General features: G+C 65.4%; 22 protein-coding genes and 1 pseudogene. 11 read left to right on the top strand and 12 right to left on the bottom strand.

The annotated features are described in order from the left end of the window. Positions 1-2 precede the first annotated feature (2 nt). Genes DVT68_RS18325 through DVT68_RS18300 form a run of 6 tightly spaced genes read left to right on the top strand, consistent with a single transcriptional unit; the run spans position 3 to position 5,718 of the window. Positions 3-1,181 (top strand): glycosyltransferase family 4 protein, encoded by a 1,179-nt coding sequence (locus DVT68_RS18325; RefSeq protein ID WP_114826664.1) that lies wholly within the window; start codon positions 3-5, stop codon positions 1,179-1,181. Further along, positions 1,178-1,819, top strand: a complete 642-nt coding sequence (locus tag DVT68_RS18320; protein ID WP_114826663.1) for a polysaccharide deacetylase family protein — start codon at positions 1,178-1,180, stop codon at positions 1,817-1,819. The genes DVT68_RS18325 and DVT68_RS18320 overlap by 4 nt, the downstream gene beginning before the upstream one ends. Next, positions 1,816-2,982, top strand: coding sequence for a glycosyltransferase family 4 protein (locus DVT68_RS18315; RefSeq protein WP_114826662.1), 1,167 nt, complete (start codon positions 1,816-1,818; stop codon positions 2,980-2,982). Before DVT68_RS18320 ends, DVT68_RS18315 begins: the two co-directional genes overlap by 4 nt. Continuing rightward, positions 2,979-4,172: a hypothetical protein gene (locus DVT68_RS18310; RefSeq protein WP_114826661.1), complete on the top strand. Its 1,194-nt coding sequence runs from the start codon at positions 2,979-2,981 to the stop codon at positions 4,170-4,172. Before DVT68_RS18315 ends, DVT68_RS18310 begins: the two co-directional genes overlap by 4 nt. Then, positions 4,157-4,942 (top strand): formyltransferase family protein, encoded by a 786-nt coding sequence (locus DVT68_RS18305; RefSeq protein WP_114826660.1) that lies wholly within the window; start codon positions 4,157-4,159, stop codon positions 4,940-4,942. The genes DVT68_RS18310 and DVT68_RS18305 overlap by 16 nt, the downstream gene beginning before the upstream one ends. Further along, positions 4,939-5,718 (top strand): polysaccharide deacetylase family protein, encoded by a 780-nt coding sequence (locus DVT68_RS18300; protein WP_158543545.1) that lies wholly within the window; start codon positions 4,939-4,941, stop codon positions 5,716-5,718. The genes DVT68_RS18305 and DVT68_RS18300 overlap by 4 nt, the downstream gene beginning before the upstream one ends. Before the next feature lie 51 nt (positions 5,719-5,769). On the opposite strand, the gene DVT68_RS18295 is transcribed toward DVT68_RS18300, so the two are convergent. The 10 genes from DVT68_RS18295 to DVT68_RS18250 all read right to left on the bottom strand — a co-directional run bounded on the left by DVT68_RS18295 (position 5,770) and on the right by DVT68_RS18250 (position 17,192). Next, complete coding sequence (locus DVT68_RS18295; protein ID WP_114826658.1) at positions 5,770-6,921, bottom strand: GNAT family N-acetyltransferase; 1,152 nt, start codon at positions 6,919-6,921, stop codon at positions 5,770-5,772. Beyond that, positions 6,918-8,483: an oligosaccharide flippase family protein gene (locus tag DVT68_RS18290; protein WP_114826657.1), complete on the bottom strand. Its 1,566-nt coding sequence runs from the start codon at positions 8,481-8,483 to the stop codon at positions 6,918-6,920. The genes DVT68_RS18295 and DVT68_RS18290 overlap by 4 nt, the downstream gene beginning before the upstream one ends. After that, positions 8,480-10,126, bottom strand: a complete 1,647-nt coding sequence (locus DVT68_RS18285; RefSeq protein WP_114826750.1) for a hypothetical protein — start codon at positions 10,124-10,126, stop codon at positions 8,480-8,482. Before DVT68_RS18285 ends, DVT68_RS18290 begins: the two co-directional genes overlap by 4 nt. A 70-nt stretch (positions 10,127-10,196) precedes the next feature. Next, on the bottom strand, positions 10,197-11,192 hold the full coding sequence (galE, locus tag DVT68_RS18280) for a UDP-glucose 4-epimerase GalE (RefSeq protein WP_114826656.1): 996 nt from the start codon (positions 11,190-11,192) through the stop codon (positions 10,197-10,199). Further along, complete coding sequence (locus DVT68_RS18275; protein WP_114826655.1) at positions 11,189-12,022, bottom strand: alpha/beta hydrolase family protein; 834 nt, start codon at positions 12,020-12,022, stop codon at positions 11,189-11,191. The genes galE and DVT68_RS18275 overlap by 4 nt, the downstream gene beginning before the upstream one ends. Next, positions 12,015-12,800, bottom strand: coding sequence for a serine aminopeptidase domain-containing protein (locus DVT68_RS18270; RefSeq protein ID WP_114826654.1), 786 nt, complete (start codon positions 12,798-12,800; stop codon positions 12,015-12,017). The genes DVT68_RS18275 and DVT68_RS18270 overlap by 8 nt, the downstream gene beginning before the upstream one ends. Then, positions 12,797-14,140: a porin family protein gene (locus DVT68_RS18265; RefSeq protein WP_114826653.1), complete on the bottom strand. Its 1,344-nt coding sequence runs from the start codon at positions 14,138-14,140 to the stop codon at positions 12,797-12,799. Before DVT68_RS18265 ends, DVT68_RS18270 begins: the two co-directional genes overlap by 4 nt. A gap of 63 nt (positions 14,141-14,203) precedes the next feature. Then, a complete protein-coding gene (locus tag DVT68_RS18260; protein WP_233523560.1) occupies positions 14,204-14,983 on the bottom strand; it encodes a P-loop NTPase family protein in 780 nt (259 codons plus the stop codon). A 2-nt stretch (positions 14,984-14,985) separates the two neighbouring features. After that, on the bottom strand, positions 14,986-16,530 hold the full coding sequence (locus DVT68_RS18255; protein ID WP_114826651.1) for an XrtA system polysaccharide chain length determinant: 1,545 nt from the start codon (positions 16,528-16,530) through the stop codon (positions 14,986-14,988). Positions 16,531-16,568: 38 nt separating this feature from the next. Continuing rightward, positions 16,569-17,192, bottom strand: coding sequence for an XrtA/PEP-CTERM system exopolysaccharide export protein (locus DVT68_RS18250; RefSeq protein WP_114826650.1), 624 nt, complete (start codon positions 17,190-17,192; stop codon positions 16,569-16,571). A 347-nt stretch (positions 17,193-17,539) separates the two neighbouring features. Between DVT68_RS18250 and DVT68_RS18245 the strand changes: the two genes are divergently transcribed. Further along, positions 17,540-18,541 carry a cupin gene (locus DVT68_RS18245; RefSeq protein WP_114826649.1) on the top strand — a complete coding sequence of 334 codons (1,002 nt, stop codon included), beginning with the start codon at positions 17,540-17,542 and terminating at the stop codon, positions 18,539-18,541. Positions 18,542-18,566: 25 nt separating this feature from the next. On the opposite strand, the gene DVT68_RS18240 is transcribed toward DVT68_RS18245, so the two are convergent. Then, on the bottom strand, positions 18,567-19,325 hold the full coding sequence (locus tag DVT68_RS18240; RefSeq protein ID WP_158543544.1) for a methyltransferase, TIGR04325 family: 759 nt from the start codon (positions 19,323-19,325) through the stop codon (positions 18,567-18,569). A 237-nt stretch (positions 19,326-19,562) separates the two neighbouring features. Between DVT68_RS18240 and DVT68_RS18235 the strand changes: the two genes are divergently transcribed. From DVT68_RS18235 to DVT68_RS18225, 3 genes are all read left to right on the top strand, one after another. Then, positions 19,563-20,363 (top strand): glucose 1-dehydrogenase, encoded by an 801-nt coding sequence (locus DVT68_RS18235; RefSeq protein ID WP_114826749.1) that lies wholly within the window; start codon positions 19,563-19,565, stop codon positions 20,361-20,363. Between the two features lie 361 nt (positions 20,364-20,724). Next, positions 20,725-21,033, top strand: a complete 309-nt coding sequence (locus tag DVT68_RS18230; RefSeq protein WP_114826647.1) for a hypothetical protein — start codon at positions 20,725-20,727, stop codon at positions 21,031-21,033. 174 nt (positions 21,034-21,207) lie between these two features. Further along, the gene (locus tag DVT68_RS18225) at positions 21,208-21,777 is read left to right on the top strand and encodes a hypothetical protein (protein WP_114826646.1); all 570 of its coding nucleotides are present in this window, start codon (positions 21,208-21,210) and stop codon (positions 21,775-21,777) included. Between the two features lie 56 nt (positions 21,778-21,833). On the opposite strand, the gene DVT68_RS18220 is transcribed toward DVT68_RS18225, so the two are convergent. Then, the gene (locus tag DVT68_RS18220; protein WP_114826645.1) at positions 21,834-22,109 is read right to left on the bottom strand and encodes a hypothetical protein; all 276 of its coding nucleotides are present in this window, start codon (positions 22,107-22,109) and stop codon (positions 21,834-21,836) included. Positions 22,110-22,265: 156 nt separating this feature from the next. Here DVT68_RS18220 and DVT68_RS18210 point away from each other — a divergent pair. Next, positions 22,266-23,011: pseudogene (locus tag DVT68_RS18210) on the top strand (transposase); the annotation flags it as partial.

Raw genomic sequence — 23,011 nt, 5'->3', positions numbered from 1 at the left:
CCATGCGGCTGCGCGTGCTGGTACTCACCAACCTGTTTCCCACGCCATGGGATCCGCTGCGCGGCGCCTTCAACCGTCAGCAATTCGAGCGCCTGGCCCAGCACCACGATGTCGACGTGCTCACCGCAGTGGATTTCCGCGAGCGCATGGCCGGCGTGAAGGGCCAGGTGTCGGTCGACGGCGTGCGCACCGATCACTTCACGTTCGTCTATCCGCCGCGCATCGGGCGGTCGTTGCACGCCGCCTGCTGGGCGTTGTCGCTGTGGCTGCAGCGTGGGCGCCGCCTGCGCGCCGCCGGATACGACTGCCTGCTGGCGAGCTGGGCCTATCCGGACGCGGCCGCGGCCGGCTGGCTGGCGCGCCGCCTCGGCATCCCTTATGTGGTGAAAGTCCATGGCAGCGACCTCAACGTGCAGGCCGAGCATGCGTTGCGCCGCCTGCAGATTCGCTCGGCCCTGCGCGGCGCAGCGGCCGTGGTGACGGTCAGCCGGGCATTGGCCGAGAAAGCCGTGGCGCTGGATGCGCCGCGTTCGATGGTGCACGTGCTGTACAACGGCGTGGATCCGGCGCTGTTCTCGCCGGGCTCGCGCAGCCAGGCGCGCGCACACCTGCACCTGCCGCCAGACACCCCACTGGTGCTCTACGTGGGCAACCTCAAGGAGAGCAAGGGCTGTCTGGACCTGCTGGAAGCATTCCCTGCCCTCATGGCGGCGCAGCCCGCCGCACGACTGGTCTACGTCGGCGCGGGACCGTGCTGGGGTCCCTTGCTCGAACGCGCCACCGCCCTTGGCTTCGCCGAACGCGTGCATCTGGTGGGCGCGATACCTCACGACGCGCTGGGCGACTGGTTTCGCGCAGCCGACCTGCTGTGCCTGCCCAGCCACAACGAAGGCGTGCCCAACGTGGTGCTGGAGGCGATGGCGTGCGGCACACCGGTGGTGGCCACCCGCGTGGGCGGCATCCCGGAGGTGCTGCCCGACGTCGCAGGCCTGCTGACGCCTGCGCACGATCGTCAGGCGCTCTCCGGCGCACTGGTCGAAGCCAGCAGCTGTCACTGGGACCGCGAGGCTATTGCGCGACAAGCCAGCGCGTTCCGCTGGGATGACAATGTCAGCCGCCTGGCCGATATCCTGCGCGATGCCGCCGCCACTGCACCGGCGGCGGCGAGGGCGACGGCATGAACATGCGCCCACGCAAACAACAGTTGCTGCGCTGGTTGCCGGACCGGCTGCTGCGGACACATGCCTCGGCCCATGCCGGCGCGCGCTATCTCACTTTCGACGACGGCCCCGACCCGGAGCACACCCCTCGCCTGCTCGATCTGCTCGCTGCGCACGGCGTGCATGCGAGTTTTTTCCTGGTCGGCCATCGCGCCGAGCAGCATCCGACGCTGGTCGAGCGGATGGTCGACGAGGGCCATGTCATCGCCAACCATTCCTGGAGCCACTGGTCGTTCAAGCCCATGTCGCTGCACCAGCAGGTGGACGAGTTCCGCCGCACCGACCAGTTGCTGCGCCAGTTCGACGGCGAACCGCAGCACTGGCTGCGCACCCCGCAAGGCTATCTCGATGCGCGCCTGCTGCTGCATTGCGCGCGCCACGGGCGCAGCATCGTCTACTGGTCCTACGACAGCATGGACTACCAGAAACCCGCCACCGACGCGCTGGTGGCGCGGCTGCGCGCCCAGCCGCCGCAGCCGGGCGACATCGTGCTGATGCATGACGACAGCGACCTCGCCACCGACGCGCTGGGCGTGCTGCTGCCCGAGTGGCTGGCTCAGGGCCACCACTTCCGTGCGTTGCCAAGGAAGGAACCATGAGGATCCTCTACCACCACCGCACGCAGGGGCGCCACGTGGAAGGCGTGCACATCCGTGGCATCGTGCATGCCCTGCGCGACCTGGGCCACGAGGTCAGCGTGCTGTCCTTTCCGGGCGCCGATCCGGAACACGAGTTCAGCCCCGCCGCCACGACCGGCCGCGGAAGGCTCGCCGGCCTGGTGGCGCGCATGCCCGGCGTGCTGTTCGAACTGCTGGAGCTGGCCTACAACCTGGTCACCCTGGTGCGGGTCGGCCAGGCCATCCGTCGCGTGCGGCCGCAGGTGATCTACGAGCGCTATTCGCTGTTCCTGTTCGTGACGGTGTGGCTGGCGCGTCGCCGTCGCATTCCGATCGTGCTGGAGATCAACGACTCGGCGCTGGTGCACCGCGTGCGCCCGCTGAAGCTGAAGTCGCTGGCGCGATGGATCGAAGGCTGGTGCCTGCGCCAGAGCACCGGGCTGGTATTCATCTCCAGCTATTTCCGCGCGCAGGCCGAGTCTGCCTACGGCGACATTGCGCCCTCGGTGATCTCGCCCAATGCTGCCGACCTGCATCGTTTCGACCCCGGCCGCTTCGACCGTGAGCGCCTGCGCGCCGAGCGCGGCCTGGGCGATCAGGTGGTGTGCGGCCATATTGGTGTGTTTGCACGCTGGCATGGCGTGGATGGCTTCGTGGAGGCCATCGCCGAACGCCTGCGCGAGCAACCGGGACTGGTGCTGGTGCTGGTCGGCGACGGCCGTACTTTGCCGGCCGTGCGCGCGCTGGTCGACGAACGCGGTCTGTCCCACCGCGTGATCCTCCCCGGCCGCGTGCCACACGATGACGTGGCGGCCTGGATCGCCTGCATGGACTACGCCGTGCTGCCCGATTCCAACCTATACGGTTCGCCGATGAAGCTGTTCGAGCTGATGGCGATGGGCGTGGCGGTGGTGGCGCCCGATTACGCGCCGGTGGCGGAAGTGATCGACGACGGCCACACTGGCTGGCTGTTCCCGCGTGGCGAGCTGGACGCTTGCGTGCAACGCGTACTCGACCTCGCCACCTGTGCCGACGAACGCCATCGCATCGGCAGCGCCGCACGCGATTACGTGGTGCGCGAACGTCAATGGCGCAACAACGCCCAGCAGTTGCTGTCGCTGCTTCCGGCAGCGGGGGCCGCATGATTGTCGCCGCGCTGATCGTCCTTGCCTTGCTTGCGATTGCGGTCGCCCTGCTATGGCGCGCCATCCGCACACGAAACATGCACCTGTGGCTCGGCAATTACCTTCGTCGACGCGCGCCAGGAAAGGTCGACGGCCCGGTGCACGTGATGTTCTGCTTCGTCGATCATTTCGAGCCCGCCTGGGGCCGCGTTTCGCTGGAAACCCAACGCGCACGAGTGGACCGCTGGTGCCACGACTACCGGCTGCTGGCGGGCGCCCATCGCGATGCGGATGGCCGCCCGCCGCAGCACAGCTTCTTCTACCCCGAGGAGGAATACCTCGAGGAGCACCTGGACAAACTCGCCGCCCTATGTGCGGAAGGTTTCGGCGAGATTGAAATCCATCTGCACCACGACAACGACACCGAGGACAACTTCCGCGCCACCATCACCCGCTTCAATGAACTGCTGCACGCTCGACACGGCGCGCTTTCCCGCGATCCGGCCAGCGGCGAGCTGCGCTTCGGCTTCATCCACGGCAACTGGTGCCTGGACAACTCGCGCGCCGATGGCCGTTGGTGCGGCTTGAACAACGAGCTGGTGCTGTTGCGCGAGCTTGGCTGCTACGCCGACTTCACCCTGCCCTCCGCGCCCAGCGACACGCAGACGCGCACCATCAACGAGATCTACTACGCGACTGACGACCCGCTGCGCCCCAAGTCGCACGACACCGGCGAACGCGTCCGCGTCGGCGGCAGCCCCAGCGGCGACCTGATGATCGTGCAGGGTCCGCTGGGCCTGAACTGGCGCGACCGCCGCCGTGGCGTGCTGCCGCGCATCGAGAACGCCGATGTTCGCCGCTCCTGCCCTCCCACGCCCGGCCGCGTCGACGCCTGGATCCGTACCGCGGTGCACGTGGAGGGACGGCCCGACTGGATCTTCGTCAAGATCCACACGCACGGCACCCAGGAACGCGACATGGACACCCTGCTCGGCGAACCCATGCACGCCATGCACGAATATCTGGAGTCCCGTTACAACGATGGCCATCGTTACGTGCTGCACTACGTGACCTCGCGCGAGCTCTACAACATCGTCAAGGCGGCGGAAGCAGGAAAAACAGGCAATCCCGGCCAGTGGCGCGACTTCGAGCTGCCCCCGCCGCCGCTTGCCCACGCTGCCGCCAGGAGCGCGACGTGCGCACCGTGCTGATCTGCCACGAAGGCGATGACTTCGACCGCGCGGGGCTGGCGGCGTGGTTGGCGTCATTCTCCGAGCTGGCGGGCGTGGTGGTGCTGGCGGAGACGCCGGCGCAGATGCGCGCACGCGTGCGCCGGGAGATTCGCCGCGTGGGCTGGCTGCGTTTCCTCGACGTTGTCGCCATGCGCCTGTACCAGCGCGTGGCCCTGGCCCGGCGCGACCGCGCCTGGACCGCCGCCGCGCTGACGCGCATGCGTGAACGCTACGGTGAACCGCCCGCGGTTCCGCAACTGGTGGCCGCCGACGTCAACGATGAGGCCGTGGCTGCCTTCCTGCGCCACACCGCGCCCGACATCGTGCTGGCGCGCTGCAAGCAGTTGCTGAAGAAACGGCAGATCGCCATTCCGCGCATCGGCTGCTTCGTGCTGCATCCGGGCATCTGCCCGGAGTACCGCAATGCGCATGGCTGCTTCTGGGCGCTTTCCCAACGCGATCTGGAACGCGTGGGCATGACCCTGCTGAAAGTCGATGCGGGCGTCGACACCGGACCTGTCTACGGTTACTACAGTTACCCGTTCGACGAGCGGCGCGAATCGCATGTGGTCATCCAGTACCGGGTGGTGCTGGAGAACCTCGACCGGCTCGCACAGCGCTTCAGCGACATATTCGAAGGCACGGCCTCGGTAGTGGACACCCGCGACCGCCCCAGCGGAAGCTGGGGACAGCCATGGCTGAGCCGCTACCTGCGCTGGCAGCGGGCGGCGAAGGCAGCCGGCCCATGAGCCTTCCGGCGCTGATGTACCACGACGTGATCGAGCCGGGCTTTGCCGACGACAGCGGCTTCCCCGGCGCCGCCGCGGCCCATTACAAGCTGACCTTGGCCGACTTCGGCGTGCATCTGGCGCGATTGGCGGCCAGCGGCCTGCACTTTCCGCCGGTCGCCTCGTTGCGCGATGCCGGCCGATCCGCATGCCTGCTCACCTTCGACGACGGAGGCGCCAGCGCGTCGCACATCGGCGCCCAGCTGGCAGCGCAAGGCATGGCCGGACACTTCTTCATCACCACGCAGCGCATTGGCACGGCGGGCTTTGTCGGCGTTGACGACCTGCTTGCGCTACGCCGGCTCGGGCACGTGGTCGGCAGCCACTCGCATACACATCCGGCCGACATCTCCCATCTGGCCGATGACGCGCTCGCCGCCCAATGGCGCGACAGCCGCGATCGCCTTCAGCAGATTCTCAGCGAGCCAGTCACCGTCGCCTCGATACCCGGCGGTTTCTACACGCGGCGCGTCGCGCAGGCGGCGGCCGCCGCCGGCTACCGCTACCTGTTCACGTCGGAGCCGACCACCCACGCGCACGTGGTTGACGGTTGCCACGTGTTGGGACGCTACGCGCTGTGGCATGACACGCCGGCCGATGCAGCGCTGGCTCTGGCCACCGGCACGGGGAGGCAGCGCCAGCAGCAATGGCTGGCGTGGAACCTCAAGAAGCCGCTCAAGCGCTGGTCCCGCCCGGTCTACCAGCGGCTGCGCCGTCATTGGCTGGGCGAGAGCTGAGGATTCGCCAGCGACAAGTCGAAACACGGTGGAAAGCGGCGCAAGTCCTCGCTACGCCGGATTCGTCGCCTGCTCCCGTCGCATCCGACCATGCATCCAGCGATACAACCCACGCAGCGGCGCGATCAACCCGAACCGGGCCAGCGGCGAGGCTCCCCGCACCAGATAGAGCGAGCCGCACGCGGCCTGGCGATTGGCCAGCACGCGCTTGTACTGGTTGTCGCCGTAGCCGAAGTCGATCGTTTCGCCAGGGAAGCGCGCCATCACGTCCTGCACGGCCTGGAACACCAGGGCCGAGCCTGCGCCCAGCGCGGCGAATTCTTCGTCGTAACCCGTATCGTCCAGCAGATAGCGCCCGCCCAGGCGATAGCCATGCACGTAGGCGACGGGCCGCTCGCCCTGCATCAGCACGTGCGCGAGGAGCCGGCCGTCCTGCGCCAGCTGTCGAAACAGCGCCACGCGCGTTGGCAAGGTCCAGTCGACAGGCTGCTCCGCCGCATGCCAACTGCGCGCATACAGCTGGTTCATCAGCGCGGCGTATTCGTCGACGCTTTCGGGCGTTTCGAACACACGCAGTTCGGCCTGATCGCCGAGCTTCTTGTAGACGTTGCGCAACCGTCGCGAGAGGTCATTGCGCTTCTTCGAACCGAGCGCGGCCAGGTAATCGGCCAACGACGCCTGCGGTGTGATGCTCCAGTTCAGTTGATCCAGCATGTTCGACTGCACGAGGCTGAAGCGGCGCGCGCCGGTCGCCATGGTCGAGGCCAGCGCGTTTGGCAACGCCGTTTCCTGGATGCGCACGACGCGCGCCTGGCGATCCTCCAGCAGTGCGTCCGCGACCTGCCGCTCCACCAGATTGCGCTGCCCGGGAACGGCCACCACGCCCTCGCCCAGCAGGCGCAGCGCGCGACCGCGATAAACCTGCAGGTAGCGACTGCCGAAGTGGATGCGCGCGTGATGGACGTAGGCCAGCATCGGCGCGTAGCCGATCAGCTTGCCCTGCCCGTCGCGCACCATCACCAGATAGGGCGCCATGATGTCGCCGCGCCACGCCACCTCGAACAACAGCCAGTCCGGGTGCTGCACGATGCCCGAGGCGGCGCCGGGCAGTCCCGCCACCTGGGCCAGCTCGTCGCGCAACTCGCGCACCGCTTCGGCGCTGCGGACCGTCATGTGGGAGGGCTGGACAGGCGGCGTCATCATGACAAGGTATCCGCGCGCTGCCCCTGCAGGCTGTGGAGCCCGCGCAACAGCAGTCGCCCTGGTGGTCCAAATCGCTGGGCGATCGCCGCCAGCAGGCGGAAGTCGTCTTCGCCCCAGTAGCGCACGAGCACGCTCGCAGGCACGAAGACGCCGACGAACACCACGCCGCCGGGGATGAAACCCCACGGGCTGGGCACCGTCGATGTCACTGTCCACGCGATCAGCGTCGCCACGATGCCCACAGCAAACAGCCGCGCCATCGCCGCTACCGGCAGGCCACCGGTGGTCGCCTTGCGCAGGTAGTGCACCGCCAGCATCAGTTCGGACAGGCGCGAGATGGCATAGGACAGCACGGCGCCCAGCAGTCCGTACGCCGGCACCAGCGCGATGCCGGCAGCAAGGTTGATGAACAGCGCGGCGACGGTGATGCGGATGCGATCGTCCTGCCGGTCCACCACCGTCTGGTAGGCGGCGATGCCGTTACCCAGCAGCAGCAGACCGGCCAGCACCAGCATCGCCTCGATGGCCGGGATGGCGTCCGCGTAGCGATGGCCATACATCAGCGTGACCAGCCCGGGGGTGGTGACCAGGCCCAGTCCGGCGATCACCAGGCCCACTGCCCAGTAAAAGCGCGACGCCTCGCCGAGGAAGCGCACCGCATGCTCATGGCCGCGCTCGCCAAACGTCTTGGCCATATACGGCAGCAAGGTCGTGGTGAGTCCCACCGAAAACAGCTGCACGGCTCCCCTGGTCAGCGTCTGCGCGATGGCGAAGAAGCCCACCGCGGTGGATGTGGCGAAACTGTTGAGCAGGAATACCTCGATCCCACCGGCCTTGACCGACACGATGATGATCAACACCGCGGTCAGGCGCAGGTGGCGATGCAGTCGCACACTGAGTTCGACCGGCACGGGGCCTGGCGTGAACGGCTGGCAGTAGTGCCGGTACGCCCAACGGTTGATCAGGTTGAGCAGCAGGCAGCACACCGTGAAGATGCCGACGAAGGCGAGCAGCCCCGCTTTGGCCAGGGTCGCGGCCATCACCATCGCCACGTTGAGCACGCCGACCACCACGGTGGCGATCGCTTCGGTTTCGAAGCGTTCCTGACCCTTGGCGATCGCCACCCACATCGCGTAATTGGCTTTGCTCGCGGTGGCCAGGACCACCAGCGCCGCCGCCACCAGCGGCGCGTCGTGCCACTCCACCGGCCGCACCACCAGCAGCACAAGCAGGAACAGGCCGATCACCACCGCACTGCTCGCGTGTTGCACGCGATTGAGTCGCCAGGCGATGTGGGAGCCCGCCCCCGGATCGCCCAAGCCATCCGCCTCGGCGATGAACTTGGTGGACGAGGTGGTAAGCGCGTGGTTGCTGAACATGATCAACAGGCCGCATACCCACACGGTAAAGGCATAGCGACCGAAGTCCGCCGGTCCCAGCGCCCGGGCGATCCACACACCGACGAACAGCCCCAGTGCGAACTCGATGTAGCTGGAGACCGAGACGATGGTGACGCTGCGCAGCACTTCCAGCCGACGGCTAGCGGGGCGTGCGGCAGTCATGGCGCACCCCGTTGGGCCATCTGCGCAGCGCCTGAGCCCGGAGGCTGGCGAATCAGCCACTGCACCACGCCGCTGCCGCGGTTGTTCCAGTTGAATCGGCGCTTGGTGTCGGCGACGGCCGCGCAGGAGGTGCTGTACGACGAGGCCAGTTGCTCGAGCCGACGCTTGTAAGCCGCGCTTTGCTCCGGGTCACTTTCGAAGTAGTAGGCCGCCGCCACCGGCAGTGCCAGCTCCACGTTGTGGCCGTCGCTGTACCAGCCATCGGAGTCCTGGATCTTCTCTACCGCCTCCACCGGCGCGTGGGCCGAAGACCAGTACCAGGCGATCACCCCACCCGCGCCCGAGCAGCCGTTGCGCCAGTCATGCGGATGCACCAGCAGGTCGGAACTGATCCAGCCGTACTTCTCCAGATAACGGCCAAAATCCGTGATCATGCCGGGGATGCGCTTGTCGCCTGTCACCAGCCACGCATGCCACAGGCCGTCGATGATGTTTTCGCTCATCCACGGCGAGGAGCCGCGCACGTCCGTCTGCGGCTTCCAGTCGTCACCCTCATGGATATTCCAGCTGTTGCGCCAGGAGCCGTCGTCGCCGAGATGGTCCGGGTTGTTGCGCTGGTGCTCGTCGAGCCAGGTCAGGCGGTCGTTGATCATCGCCAGCACGTGCTTGCTGCCGGTCAGTTCATAGGCCGCGACGGTTTCGATGAGGCCGAGCCCGGCCAGGCGCTCCGTGAAATATTCATCCGGCCGCGTGTACGGCCCGGGGCGGTTGTTCCACCCGCCGCTCGCCCACAGCCCGACCATCTTGTTGACCGTGGCCGCGTCGTGGTCGCCGTCGTTGCCAGTAAGCGCCACTGACAGCAGGATCGGCTCGATGTAGACGTACTTCACATCGCAGACCTTGTCGTTGAAGGTCCAGCCACCGGCGCAGGACGGGCTCTCTGCGATGCCGTCGCGCTTGATGTACTTCATGTAGAAGCGATAGCTGAGGTCGGCGGCCTGCAGGTAGTCGAAGCGACCGGTGCGCACGTAGGCCTTGTAGAGCGTCGAGGGGCGATCGAACAGCCACGCGGAGAAATCGTCCACAGGCAGGGTCTTGGCCCACTCGAACTGGCGCGACACGTACTTGGCATAGGCCTCGTTGGGCGTGGCCGGCTCCTGCGGGCCGGCGATCAACGAGGCGCATAGCCAGGCGGGCGTGAGCGTGCCGAGCACCATCGGCACGCGAAGGCCCTGTGGGCCATCAACCAGCCCTGTCTCGTACGGCCAGCCTGCAATTTCCTCCTTACGCGGCTGACCAAGGGCGAAATAGAACGTCTCTTCGTCGCCCGACAGCGTCCCACGGAACTGCACGCGCACGGCACGGATGCTGTTGTCCTTGAAATGCCAGCGCAGCATCACCTGCACCGCCGCAGGCACTTCGTTGCCCTTCGCGTCGAGGATGCGCAGTTGCTGGGGATCAGTCAGGCGCCCCGGCGGAAACGGAATGCCCACTGAGGCCAGTACAGGAGAGCTGTTCCCCGCATTGCGATGAAGCACGATGCGTTGGTCAGGTACGAGATCCGCATTGGCAGGACTGCTTGCTGCGGGCGCGGGCGCCGGATTCTGTGTTGCAGCCTTGGACGACTTGTGCGGGGCCGCCATGCCCGTACCCGCGACGGCGAAAAGCGCTAGCGCCAGCGCCACCGTCCAGTGGCGCCACGCGCATGTGGTCCTAGCCTGCATGTTCCACCTGCCTCACCATCTTCTGCTCCCAGCGGAAGGCGGTGCCGACGATGAAGTCGAGGTCGTCATACTTGGGATGCCAGTCCAGCACGTCCTGCAGACGCGCACTGCGCGCGATCAGCATGGCCAGGTCGCCCGCCCGGCGGGGAAGCTCAATCACATTCAAGGGGCGTCCGCTGACGCGCTTCACCGCATCGATCACCTCGCGCACGCTGTAGCCGTGGCCGTAGCCGCAGTTGAGCGTGAGGGAGGAGCCTCCACGACGAAGATGATCCAGCGCGCGCAAGTGCGCGGCGGCCAGGTCCTCCACGTGGATGTAGTCGCGGATGCCGGTGCCGTCGGGCGTGTTGTAATCGGTGCCGTAGATGCACAGGCTGTCGCACTTGCCCACCGCATGCTCGCACGCCACCTTGATCAGCAACGTGGCATGCGGCGCCGAGTGACCGATGCGACCGGAGGGATCGCAACCGGCCACGTTGAAGTAGCGCAGGATCACGTGTCGCATCGGCGAGGCCGCGCTCACGTCCCGCAGCATGTTCTCCGACATCAGCTTGGACATGCCGTACGGATTGATCGGCTGCGTGGGCGTGTCTTCGTCGGCGATGCCGGCATCGGTCATGCCGTACACCGCCGCCGTCGAGGAAAAAATGAAATGCTGCACGCCGGCGTCCGTGCAGCTCGCCAGCAGATTGCAGGTATTGCAGGTGTTGTTGCCGTAATACTTGACCGGATCGCTCACCGATTCCGGCACCACCGTGTGCGCCGCGAAATGCATCACCGTGTCCAGACCGTGGTGGTCGAGCACGCGCGTCACCAGCTCGCGATCGCCCACGTTGCCCACCACCAGCTCGGCGTCGTGCACAGCCTCGCGGAAGCCGGTGGACAGGTTATCGATCACCACCACGCGCTCGCCGCGCGCAACCAGCTGCTGCACGACGTGGCTACCGATGTAACCGGCTCCGCCGGTGACGAGGACTCCATTCATGGCAAGGCACCTGCTTGGGCGATGGGGAAGTGGCGGGTGAGCCATTCGCCGATGTGGTCAATCAGGCGCTGGCGATCTCCGGTGAGCACATAGGTGTGGTCGGTTTCTCTCAGGTAGCGCGTGCTCACCGCCGGGTCGTCCACGACGCTGCCGAAGCACTCGCGGAACTGCCGGTGATGGTTGAAATACATGTGGATGCCACCGGTGTAGACCAGGTCCAGCTTCAGGCCACGCGCCACCATGCTGCCCAGGTCCTCGCGCACCACATGCTGCGGCAGCGGCGCCACGCCGAACACGGGCACATCGCCAGCGGCGTGCTCCTGCGCCTTGCGCGCCAGCCAGCGCTTCCAGCGGCGCACATTGAACATGCGCGGAAGGTAGTGCCGCACCCGGAATCCGAGCGTGCGGTAAGCGAAGTTGTCCAGGAAGATCGCGCCGGCCAGCTTTTCGTGGCTATGCGCCTCGCGCGCCACGTTGTGCGCCTTCTCGGCGCCGGAACACAGGCCCACCAGCACGAAGCGCTGGCAGCCAGAGTGCTGCCCCAGCAACGCCATGGCGTCGTCCACGTCGGCGCAGATCTGCTGGTTGCGGCTCTGCGATTCGCCGGTGGCGCCACTGTCGCCAATCGTCGAAAGGTCGAAGCGCAGCGTCGGGTAACCCAGCGCATTGAGCCGCCGGGTCAGGTCCACGTGCAGTCGAAACGGACCCACGCGGTGGACCAGGCCGGCATTCAGCAGGATGACGCCCACCGTGCCGTCGCCGCTGTCCGGCAGCCCGGCGATGCCCACTAGGTGGCGTGCGCGCCCGAAGCGGAAAGCCTGCTCACGCATAGGCGCGCTCCCGCCAGTGGCTCGCCACCGCCTGCACCAGCGGGTGCGAAATGACGGCCGCCTCCAGACGCGCCAGATCGTCCCACGGCGTGGTCGGCTCCAGGGATTCGATCCGCGTCTTCTCGCCAAACAGCTGCCGCCATTCGGCAGCCGGCCGCGCCATCGAGTCGAGCAGCAGGGAGGGCGCAACTCGCGACGCGGCGCGCCAGCCCTCCACCTGCCCGCGCAGGGTCGAACTCACGGGAAAGCCCAACCATTGCCCCACCGCTTCAGCTCGCTGACGCGGGCAGACAAAGCGATGGGTGTCCTGGCGCATCGCCTCCTGCATCGCGTCCTGCGTGGCGACGAAGGCCGCGCCATCCACCACGGGATCCCAGGCGACCACTTCGTCGATGCCTGCCGCCGCCGCCGCGGCCGCCAGCGCCATGCTGGCGCCAAGGCGCGCGCCGAATGCAAGCACCCGCTCCGCCCCGCTACGTGCGCGCAGTTCGCGCGCCGCCGCGGCGATATCGTCCAGGCAGCGCAGCCAGTCCACCTCGGCGCTGCCGCCGGCCGAATCGCCACAACCGTAGTAGTCGAAGCGCAGCACCGGCATGCCCTGCCCCGCCAGCGTGCAAGCGAGCTGCCGGTAAATGCGATGGCAACGCATGTGGTCCTGCCCCAGCGGCGCACACAGCAACACGGCCCGGGCCGACGGTCGCGCCGCCTGGTGGTAGATGCCGAACAGCTCCCCGCCTTCTCCGAAGAAGAAAGGAAGCTCGTGATCAGGCCGCGTCATCTCTTGTACACCAGGGTGAGGAAGTACGCGTTTTCGTGATACGACTGGCCGACCGCGTCGCTGTGCTGGATCTGCCGCACGTAGGACGCGCCCCAGTTCCAGTGCGTGGTGAACTCGTGATTGAAACCAAGCCCGAAGCGATAGTTCTTGTCGTGACGATCGATGTTGTCGTAAGTCACCCGCTCACCCGCAGCGAAGCCGGTTAGCGACACGTGCTGGGTGATCTTGTAATCAAGGGTGAAGCCCAGGCCCTTGCCAACCTGGTCCAGGGTGGTCGTGTTGATGTAGTTGAGCTTGCTGTACGAAGGCACCACCGAGAAGTTGGTTCGCTCGTCGCGATAGCTGTAGGTTCCCGCGATCGAGGATTCCTTGTAGACATCGGAGTTGATCACCACGTTGCCGACGCCGATGGTGCCGCCACGCGTCTGGTCGATGGTCTGCGACAAGGGCTCCAGCGGCACAAGCTCGCCGCCCACATTCACGTTGGTCGGCCCCAGCATGTCTTGGGCCGCGTCCGCATATTGATAGGCGCCATTCACCGTAATGGTGCTGCGCGGGGTCAGGCTCCAGCCCAGGATCAATCGCACCAGCGGCGAATCGTGCGAGCCGCCGTCGGTGAAGTCGATGTTCGACCAGCCCACGTCGGCGTCGATGCTGAGCTTGGTCAGGCGGCTGGTGTAGCGCAGGTAAGCCGCGTAGTCGTCGTAGTTCGAGCCGGCTGTGCTGCTGTTGAAGTTGACGTGTTCGTACTCGACATTGCCCGACAGCTGGTCCGTCGCGCTCAGGTCGCGGTACAACCGCAGCGCCGCCTGCCCACGCGAGGAGTTGAACTGGTCGACGCGGGAGGCGTAGCTGTTGATGTAGTGCAATTCGGCGTCGCCGGTCATGCCCTCCCCGAGCCTGAAATGCAGGGTGGGCCCGAGCGCCAGCACGTTGGTCTGCTGCTGGTTGCCTGGTGCATTGGCGGCCAGCGAGTTGACCGGCGCCACGCCCGCGAAGTCCTGCATGGTGAAGTCGAGGCGGTGCGGAATCGCGGCCCAGTTCACGACGCCGTTCAGCTGCCCCAGCGTCTGGCTGGCGAAGGCGCTGTTCGTGTAGTCGCGGTATTCAAGATTGCCATCGACGTTCGCCTGCACCGCCGAACCCTGCTCGGTGTACGCAAAGGTCGCGCCAGGCGCAATCACGTTGGTGCTGATCGGGTTGCTGGTGGTCAACGCGGCGTTGTCACTGTGCTCCCCGGTCAGGTAGAGCGAATAGGTGAACTGCTCCGCATAGACCCGCCCGGAACAGGCGGCCAGTGCAATCACGATCGATCGAGCGAGAGTGGTGCGTACCGCCATGGTCCTTCCCCCAGATGGAGTGGTCGTCGCAGAATTCGCCCCAGTCACATGTCGCGCGGCCCTTCAGGGCACGTGGTTGAACACCACCCCGGCCATCTTTTCGGGGTCGAAATTGGTCACCGCCTGGCTGATCGCCGCTGGTGTGTCACGCCCGTAACCGGCCACCACCACCACGAAGTCCGCCAGGTCCGACAGGATGCGGGCGTCCGGCGAACCCTTGATGGCCGGGCCATCGAGGAACAGGTAACGATCCGGATAACGGCAGCGCAGCGAGTCGAGCATCGTGCTCATGCGGTAGGAGGAGAAATACTCCCCGCTGTTCTCGCGCGCCTTGCCGGCCGGGATCAGCCGCAAGCGCGGAATCCCGGTGCGATAGAGCACCGGCTCGATGCCGAGCGAAGGCTGCTCGAGGAAGTCGATCAGGCCACCGCCGGCCGGGTCCACGCTCAAGGCGCGGTGCTGACTCGGATAGCGCAGATTGCAGTCGATCAGCAGGCTGGTCTTGGCCTCGTCGAAGGCAAATGCCGCCGCCAGGTTGCGCGTGACGAAGCTGCCACCCGAGCGCGGGCTGACCGCCACCACCAGGGTGACGAAGTTCTGCTGGCCGGCGATGCCGAGCAGCCGCGTGCGGATCTCGCGAAACGCATCGGACTGGCGGCGCACCGATTCTTCGCGATGGATCAGCCGACGCTCTTCCAGCTGCAACGGGACCAGCTCACGGCTGCCTTCGTTCATCCGCGCAATGGAATGGCCGGGCGACGTGCGACGCTGCAGATTCCGGGCCGCTTCCTCCAGCACGTTCTCGAAGCTGTCGTCGACGCCAGGATCGTTGTCGTCTTTCATGTTCATTGCTTGAGCCTCAACCAGAACGCGGCCAGGTAGACCGCGCCGATGCCCATCACCACGACCAGCAGGAACAGGTTGTGGCGGCGATCGCGACGCCGGTCGGCAGGCGTGGGGTAGAACGGAATCGACGCCATTACCATCAGCCCCGTGGCCTGCTCCAGCCGCTCCACCGAGCGCACCCGCGGATCGAGCTTCACCAGCCCGAACAGCAAGCCGATCGGCACCGCCAGCGCCAGCGCGATGCCGGCCAGGCTGAAGTGCATGAAACGCAGGCCCGACGGCATCAGCGGCATCACCGCCGGGTTCTGCACCAGGAAGGTCAGGCCGCGCTGCTCGGCATCCAGGTTCATGGAAACGCGCGCGTTCTCGCGGCGCTTCAGCAGGTCCTGGTAGACGTCACGGTTCACGTTGTAGTCGCGTGTCAGCTCCGCCGTCACGTTTTCGGAATTGGCGATGCGCGTGCTGCGCTGCAGTTCCGTCTGCAGCATCGACTCGCTGGCGCTCAGCCGCGCCGCCGCCGCGGCGCTGGACGCACGCGCGTTCGCCAGCTGGGTCTTGATCTGCTGGTAAGCCGGGTTGAACTGCACGTGGCTGTCCAGCGTGGTCGGCGTGCCGGACAATTGCGCCGCCGCCTTGCGCTGGTCATCCTGGGCCATGGTCTGGCGCAGGTCCTGCATCTGGTGGCGGATCCGGATCACGTCCGGATATTCCTCAGTGTAGGTCAGCAGCAACTTGTCCAGCTGCGCCTGCAGGTCGGCCATCTGCGTCTCGTAGATGCCACCCACGGTCTGCACCGTGCTCACTTCCGACTCGCCCGTCAGCTGCGCGGCAAGCGAACCTTCCTGCGAGCGCCGCTCCATCAGGTCCATGCGCGCCTGCTCGATCTGGCCACGCAACTGGCTGATGCGGGAGTTGGTGTCCGCCTCGCTGCCGGGGCGCGCATCGTCGTTGGTATCGCGGTAGGACTTGAGCTTTTCTTCGGCGTCGGTGAGCTTCTTGCGGTACGCCTCGACCTGGCTGTTGATGAACTCGTAGGCCTCGCGGCTCTCGCGCTGCTTCGACGCCAGACTCTCACTGATGAACAGTTGCGCGAACGTGCGCGTCACGTCGTAGGTGCGCTTGGCGTCGGTGTCGAAGTAGCTGATGGTGATCAGGTTGTCGCGCTCCATCTGCACCTTTGTGCGCGACTTGATGCCTTCGATGATGCGGTCCTGCTCGACCGGATTGGGGTGCTTGGCCATCCAGCCCCCCTCCACCATGATCTGGTCCATCACCTTGCGGCTGAAGATCACGTCACGCGCGATGCTCGCGCGATTCTTGTTCGCGGTGGTCTGCGCCGCGCCTTCCATCAGCGGCGAGATGATGCTGCTTTCCTGGGCGAGGATGGTGGTGGACGCCTCGAACTTCTTGGGCCACAACACCCCGGTCACCAGCGCAGCCAGTGCGATCAGGGCAAACACGATGCCGATGACGAGGCGACGACGACGGGCCTCGCTCACCAGTGCCGGCAGCATGCTCGCAAGCGGTGTGAGTTCCCCAGTCATGCCTCCCCCTCGATCCCTCGCCCCGGGCCCGCCGGGTGTCAGAAAGCGCGCAACGGCACAGTGACCACATCACCCGGCTGCACCGGGTAATTGGTCGCCAGGTCCCCGTTCTGCAGCACCTTGTCCAGCCGCACCGCATACGGCGTGGTCACGCCATCGCCCCCCTTGCGATACAGCTCGGTGCGATCGGGCGCCGCAAATTCCGTGGTTCCGCCCGCCGCCAGCACGGCGTCCAGCACCGTCATGCCCTGGCGATAGGGAATCGAAACCGGCGAACGCACTGCCCCGGTGACGCGCACACGCGACAGATACTCGTGACTGCGCAGCTCGGTGAGGATCACCGCGACCTGCGGGTCACGCACATAGGACTGCAGCTTGTCCTTGATCTCCGCGGCCACTTCCTCGGGTGTCTTGCCACCGGCCACCACGTCGCCAATCAGCGGCACAGTGATCTTGCCATCGGGGCGCACCGGCACGCTGACGCTGAGGTCGGGGTTGTGCCACACGGTGATCTGCAACTGGTCGTCGACGCCGATGCGATAGGTGGTGATCGCCTGCGCGGCAGGATCGATCTTGGGGGCCTCCGTCAGGCCACGGCCGCCGCCACAGGCCGTCAACAGCAATACCAAGCCCACTACGACAAGCAGACGAAGACTCTTCATGGCCGGCCCCTGAAAGTGAGAACTAAGTCACGATTGAGTATATCCAAACAAAAAACTGGCTTGACAAAACCATTAGACGTATGACTTGACGCACATGGACGCGCACAACAAGGCCCGCGAAGCCACGCTTGAAAGCGCTAACACCCCCGCCACGTACACGCCGCAGCCGGACGGCCTAAGCAGGACGCCCGGCACTGGTGGCGCCTGACGCCACATCACCGCACGCTCATCACTCTGGAACGCTCCGCCGCCGGGGGATTTAGACCGTTTGGCCGATGGCGGCCCGTGGGCGGCTGATCGAGCATCGGCCAATGCCGAACCCGCATGAGGCGGAGAGGTACGCCACGATGAGCGACAACAACAGCGTCACGTCGATGCCCGACGCAGCGCGGCACCAGCTTTGCCCGGTGGATCCAGGGCGCTACTCCACCTTCAAGGTTGGCAAACTCCAGCACACCTACCACCAGCATCCGTTGTTCCAGCTGCCCGAACTGGCGCAACTGGCGAAGGAGCTGATGCCCCTTGGCCATTGCCGTTTCGTGCAACCCGGGCTTACCCAGGGCTCGCCGTTCGCCCACGAGGAACGCCATCCGGACGGTCGCGGCATCGACGAATTCTTCCAGCGCATTGAAGAACCGGGTTCGTGGATCGCCCTTTACCACGTTCAGCACATCCCGCGTTATCGCACGCTGCTCGGTCAGATCATGGATACCGTGCGCCCGCTGGTCGAACGCGAGCAGCCGGGCGTGTTTGACGTGATGGGCTTCATCTTCATCTCCGCGCCGCCCTCGGTGACGCCGTTCCATATCGATCGCGAGAACAATTTCTGGCTGCAGTTGCACGGACGCAAGACGCTGAGCGTGTGGGACCCCGATGATCGCAACACCGTGCCGGCGGATGCCGTGGAGGATTTCATCGTCGACCGCTCGCTGAAGAAGGTACGCCTCAAGGACGAATGCCGCGTGCGTGGCCACCATTTCGACAGCGGCCCGGGCGATGGCGTGTACTTTCCCAGCACTTCGCCGCACATGGCTGAAGTGGGCAGCGACTGGGTGGAGCCAGGCAACGGCATCAGCGCCTCGATCGGCATCACCTTCTATACCCGTCATACGCGGCAGGTCGCGCGCATCCACCAACTCAACCGGATCCTGCGCAATCAACTGCACATCACGCCTGGCTACCCGGGCGACTCGGCGCTGGCCGACGCCATCAAGGCTCCGCTGGGCCACCTCGCGGGCCCCAGCCGAAACTTCGTCATCCGATGCCTGCATGCGCTGCGCGCGCGGCGATCCGGCGCGCGCATGGCGGAGGCCTGGCAGGAAGATCAGGCGCCGCCGGGTTCTTACTGAAAATCCGCGCGATGGGGCGGCGCCGTCAGTCCTCGCGACTGAGGTAATAGCCGAAGTAGCGATCGAGCGAGTGCGCGGGGTAGAACGGAATCTCGCACTGGCGATCGGTGTTCTCCCAGCGATCGCGCACCACATAGCCCAGTGCCTTCAGGCCGCCGATGAAATCACCTTCGGCGGTGACCCGGTACGGGCAGCACGACACACCTGTGTTCTGTACGGTGAAGTACGACACGCTGATGTGGATCGGCACCGAGTTGAGCAACAGATGCGATGGCGGCTTCGACAGCGAGGCGAGCAGGTCCGCCAGCGTGTAGTCGAGGTATTGCAGCGAGCCGGCGGCAAACAGGATGTCCACCCCATCGGCATCGCTACGCTTGCCGGTGAATTGCAACCGGTGCAAGGCGTCGTTCTTCCCCGCCCAGATTGCGCCGGCTTCCATCACCGCTGGTACGTCCATCACCCGCCAGCGCAGCTGCGCAGGAAAACGCATGAATCGCTGGTAGGCGTAATAAGCAATGCCGATGTGGCCGCCAAGGTCGAAGACCGAGCTGCTTCCCGCCTCGAACAAACGCGACAGCCACCACATCATCGGATAGTCGTTGAGGAACACCCGTCGCGTGCGCTCGCGGTAGAAACCCGCTGATTCGGTGTTGTCGTAGCCCTGCATGCTCGTGCGCGGAATGCTGGCCTGCGCCTCGGTGAAGCTCGGGTACACACCGCGATAGAGGTTGCGCATCGTCGAGTCGTGCGCGAGAAAGCGCCGCTCGTAGCGGGCCTGCAGCATCCGCCGCACAGCCGGCCACCTGGATGCGTGGTCCACGATACCGCGGATGCTGGGATGCCTGTCCACGTCTTCCATGCTCCCCTGCCCAATGCGGTCCGACACGAAGACCCGGCCAACGGCGACCTCCGCACCGGGACAACCAGTGCGCACTATCAGTCGTTTGCGTCGCCCGGTGGAGATTCACAAACGCTCTATGGCGATTAGCCTATGCAATGCTCCATCGACCGAGGTCCCACCATGAACCAGCCACCGCCCATCACCGCCTTTGCGCCCCAACCCCTTGAGGAACGGGTGATCCTGATCACCGGCGGCGCCCAGGGCATCGGCCGTGGCATCGCCCAGAGCGTGCTAGGCGCTGGCGGGCGCGTGGTGATCGGCGACCTGGACAGCAACGCCGGCAAGGCCTGCCTCGATGAATGGAACGTGGGCGGGCGCGCCGCATTCGCCCCGCTCGATGTCGCGCGCGAGTCCAGCGTCAAGCGCTGGGTGGCCTTTGCACTCAAGCGCTTTGGGCGCATCGACGGGCTGGTCAACAACGCGGGCATCGCCGATCCGCACACAGGCCCACTCGCCGGACTCGAACTCGCCGACTGGAACCGCTACCTCGCCACCAACCTCACCGGCCCCTTCCTGTGCAGCAAGCACGCACTGCCGGCGCTGGAGCAACAGCACGGCGCCATCGTGAACATCGCTTCCACGCGCGCATTGCAATCGGAGCCCGACACCGAAGCCTACGCCGCCAGCAAGGGTGGCCTCGTCGCATTCACCCACGCACTCGCCGTCAGCGCCGGGCCACGCCTACGCGTCAACGCTATCCTTCCGGGGTGGATCGCCACCTATGCCTGGCGCAACCCTCAGTCGCGCACCACGCCCAAGCTCCGTCGCCGCGACCACGCACAACATCCCGCCGGCCGCGTTGGCACGCCGGAGGACATTGGCGCCCTCGCCGTCTACCTGCTCTCACCCCAGTCTGGCTTCGTCACCGGCCAGCACTTTGTGGTGGATGGGGGCATGACCATCAAGATGCAGTACGTCTGACGCGCGCCCAACCGGGACTCCGACTGCAGTCGCGGGGCACTACGAGCATCACGTGCGCCCCTACCAGCAACCAGGGAGCCAACGATGCCGACAAGCGGAGCCAGATGGCCATCCTCGCCAGGCCTGTTTTCACGGGGCTGCCGATGGCCGCTGCCGGCCTTTCTCTTGTACTGACCGCCCCCGCAGCATCATCCCGATTCAATTCGGCCGGGCCATTGCCGACCGCGTAGTCATCGGTAGCATCCAGCTTTCGGTAGCGCCCTGCCTTCAAAAAGAATATGCCCTACGCGCGCCAAAGCCTTGGTGTGTATGACGGGCATTTGGGCATGCGTAGCATACGTACCTTACGGAGAAGGACACAATGGAATTTGTCGCCAACCTGTTTCGCAGCTTCTGCAATCTTCTAGCCTCTGGCATAGCGCTACTTATTGGCATAGCGGCGCTTGCGAGCGCGCTTGATCTGCCGGCTGACAGCCCTGGTTGGAAGAAAGATGGTCCCCTCGGCGCACTGGTCGTGCTGGCCGCTGCCGCCTTCTGCGCGTTTATGGCCCGTGGCCTCTATCGCCAGGGCAATGGGCGTAGTTCGTGGATCGCCTCGGCCTACCTCTTCGGGCTCGCCGGCATGGCGCTCCTTGCCGTTGTCGTCATCTGGGCGATGCGGCACTACTGAAGGCCCCACCACTCCCATGTCGACTCCTACCTGCTCCCGAAGCTGGGGCTATCGACAAGGAATGGTGGGGCGGTGCAAACCGTATTACCGCCCTGCACTGCTATCAACCGCCAGCCTGTGTAAGGACAGGCTGTCAGTAGTTGCCACCAACCTAACTCAACATGGACGAGTTCAATGAAAGGGAAACAGCTCTGGACCTTCGCAGCTGCGATTGCCCTGCTCACGGCTTGTCAGGTTAAGTCGGCCCCGACGAGTGCGACGCCTGTCACCACTGAACCGACACATACCCTGGTGCCCGACATCAAAGGTCTAACTCTTGGCATGTCCCCAGCCGCGCTAAAGAGTGTGCAGAAAAATGTCGAGTGCTGGGAAGACGAATCCGACTCTCAATATGTCACGTATCAGTGTCGGGATCTGGTTTTCAGTTATGGGTCGGGCAAGGCCCAACTCCACGTCACATTCAAGGACGATAAGGCTGTGCTGGTGCGTGTTTATAACCTCTTCGGCATGACCGCAGAGCCGATCATCTACGTCCTTGAAAAGAAGCTTGGCCCTCAACTAAGCGCCGAAGAGAAAAACGAGCTAAGGCTGGCGAGCAGAGACCCGGCATGGAGGGGCAAAGATTGGCTCTTCACCATGAGTCGCGACGGCATTGATAACCTCCCCAGCTTTAATCTGGCAACGCTCCAGTACGTCACCGAAAGCCTCGAACGCACTGAGGCAAAGATCGCGTCCGACATCTAGCGCCTGTATAAGGACATACAACTTACCCACCCCAGGTAGGTGGCTGAACACGCAGTCTACTTCCTGGGGTTCCACGCCCTGATCCGAGCGACGTACTCACGACGAATACGCGCAATATCTTCGTGGTCGCCTACGTGAAGCGCCTTACGCTCGCGAACCAGGCGACCGAACTCCGCTTCCTGCTCCGCGACGTAACGCCAATCAGGCTTCTCCTTCCCACTCTCCACTGAGATGTCGTGGGTGAGCTGGGCGCGAAGGTGGGCAATGGCATCACATGCCGCCTCAAAGGCGATGGCTTCGTCTTGGGTCCAGGCAGGCTTCCTTTGATTCATTTGCAACTCCACCGCACAGAGGAACGCCGGATGGTGCCATGTGCGGTGGGTCGCCTCTGTAAGGTTTGCCGGAAACGTGGTGCCGGGGCGACGTCCCCCCGCTTTTGAGTAGCAGAGCGATTTGGAGTCCAATCCCCCAACTGACGGAGATTGGACGTGAAGAAGCGCTTTTCCGAAGAGCAGATCATCGGCTTCCTGCGTGAGGCGGAAGCCGGCGTGGCCGTGAAGGACCTATGCCGCAAGCATGGCTTCAGTGAGGCCTCGTACTACCTGTGGCGCAGCAAGTTCGGTGGCATGACGGTGCCTGAAGCCAGGCGGCTGAAGGAACTGGAGGCGGAGAACACGCGGCTGAAAAAGCTCCTGGCCGAGTCGATGCTGGAAATCGAGGTCACCCGCGAGGCCCTCCGAAAAAAGTGGTGACCGCACCGGCACGACGGCTGCTGGTGCGGCAGATGACGAGCCAAGGACTGAGCGAGCGCCGCGCACTGACGGTGGTGCGCATGAGCGCCAGTGCGTATCGCTATGAGATGCGTCCTGACCGCAACGTGGCGCTTCGGCAACGGATCATGGCCTTGGCGCAACGGCACAAGCGCTACGGCGTGGGAATGATCTACCTGAAGCTGCGGCAGGAGGGGCTGCTGGTGAACTACAAGCGTGTGGAGCGTCTGTATCAGGAAGCAAAGCTGCAGGTGCGTCGCCGTAAGCGCAAGAAGGTGCCAGCGGGTGAACGGCAGCCCTTGTTCCGCCCGACGGCGCCCAACGAGGTCTGGTCGATGGACTTCGTGTTCGATCGCACCGCCGAGGGCCGCGTCATCAAGTGCCTGACGGTTGTCGATGTCGGTCTTGCCGGGGGCGTTTCAGTTGGACGTCGGCGTGGGATTCGGTTCGCTTACCTGTCGCCA

The organism is Dyella solisilvae, from assembly GCF_003351225.1.
Classification (GTDB): Bacteria; Pseudomonadota; Gammaproteobacteria; order Xanthomonadales; family Rhodanobacteraceae; genus Dyella; species Dyella solisilvae.
Note: the sequence above shows the minus strand (reverse complement) of the source record. Positions and strands in the feature narration are given on the sequence as shown.

Bases quoted from the DNA above. Each gene is read 5' to 3' on its own strand.
- DVT68_RS18325 (WP_114826664.1), top strand. From the start codon at position 3: ATGCGGCTGCGCGTGCTGGTACTCACCAACCTGTTTCCCACGCCATGG.
- DVT68_RS18320 (WP_114826663.1), top strand. From the start codon at position 1,178: ATGAACATGCGCCCACGCAAACAACAGTTGCTGCGCTGGTTGCCGGAC.
- DVT68_RS18315 (WP_114826662.1), top strand. From the start codon at position 1,816: ATGAGGATCCTCTACCACCACCGCACGCAGGGGCGCCACGTGGAAGGC.
- DVT68_RS18310 (WP_114826661.1), top strand. From the start codon at position 2,979: ATGATTGTCGCCGCGCTGATCGTCCTTGCCTTGCTTGCGATTGCGGTC.
- DVT68_RS18300 (WP_158543545.1), top strand. From the start codon at position 4,939: ATGAGCCTTCCGGCGCTGATGTACCACGACGTGATCGAGCCGGGCTTT.
- DVT68_RS18295 (WP_114826658.1), bottom strand. From the start codon at position 6,921: ATGATGACGCCGCCTGTCCAGCCCTCCCACATGACGGTCCGCAGCGCC.
- DVT68_RS18290 (WP_114826657.1), bottom strand. From the start codon at position 8,483: ATGACTGCCGCACGCCCCGCTAGCCGTCGGCTGGAAGTGCTGCGCAGC.
- DVT68_RS18285 (WP_114826750.1), bottom strand. From the start codon at position 10,126: ATGGCGGCCCCGCACAAGTCGTCCAAGGCTGCAACACAGAATCCGGCG.
- galE (WP_114826656.1), bottom strand. From the start codon at position 11,192: ATGAATGGAGTCCTCGTCACCGGCGGAGCCGGTTACATCGGTAGCCAC.
- DVT68_RS18275 (WP_114826655.1), bottom strand. From the start codon at position 12,022: ATGCGTGAGCAGGCTTTCCGCTTCGGGCGCGCACGCCACCTAGTGGGC.
- DVT68_RS18270 (WP_114826654.1), bottom strand. From the start codon at position 12,800: ATGACGCGGCCTGATCACGAGCTTCCTTTCTTCTTCGGAGAAGGCGGG.
- DVT68_RS18265 (WP_114826653.1), bottom strand. From the start codon at position 14,140: ATGGCGGTACGCACCACTCTCGCTCGATCGATCGTGATTGCACTGGCC.
- DVT68_RS18260 (WP_233523560.1), bottom strand. From the start codon at position 14,983: ATGAAAGACGACAACGATCCTGGCGTCGACGACAGCTTCGAGAACGTG.
- DVT68_RS18255 (WP_114826651.1), bottom strand. From the start codon at position 16,530: ATGACTGGGGAACTCACACCGCTTGCGAGCATGCTGCCGGCACTGGTG.
- DVT68_RS18250 (WP_114826650.1), bottom strand. From the start codon at position 17,192: ATGAAGAGTCTTCGTCTGCTTGTCGTAGTGGGCTTGGTATTGCTGTTG.
- DVT68_RS18245 (WP_114826649.1), top strand. From the start codon at position 17,540: ATGAGCGACAACAACAGCGTCACGTCGATGCCCGACGCAGCGCGGCAC.
- DVT68_RS18240 (WP_158543544.1), bottom strand. From the start codon at position 19,325: ATGCTGCAGGCCCGCTACGAGCGGCGCTTTCTCGCGCACGACTCGACG.
- DVT68_RS18235 (WP_114826749.1), top strand. From the start codon at position 19,563: ATGAACCAGCCACCGCCCATCACCGCCTTTGCGCCCCAACCCCTTGAG.
- DVT68_RS18230 (WP_114826647.1), top strand. From the start codon at position 20,725: ATGGAATTTGTCGCCAACCTGTTTCGCAGCTTCTGCAATCTTCTAGCC.
- DVT68_RS18225 (WP_114826646.1), top strand. From the start codon at position 21,208: ATGAAAGGGAAACAGCTCTGGACCTTCGCAGCTGCGATTGCCCTGCTC.
- DVT68_RS18220 (WP_114826645.1), bottom strand. From the start codon at position 22,109: ATGAATCAAAGGAAGCCTGCCTGGACCCAAGACGAAGCCATCGCCTTT.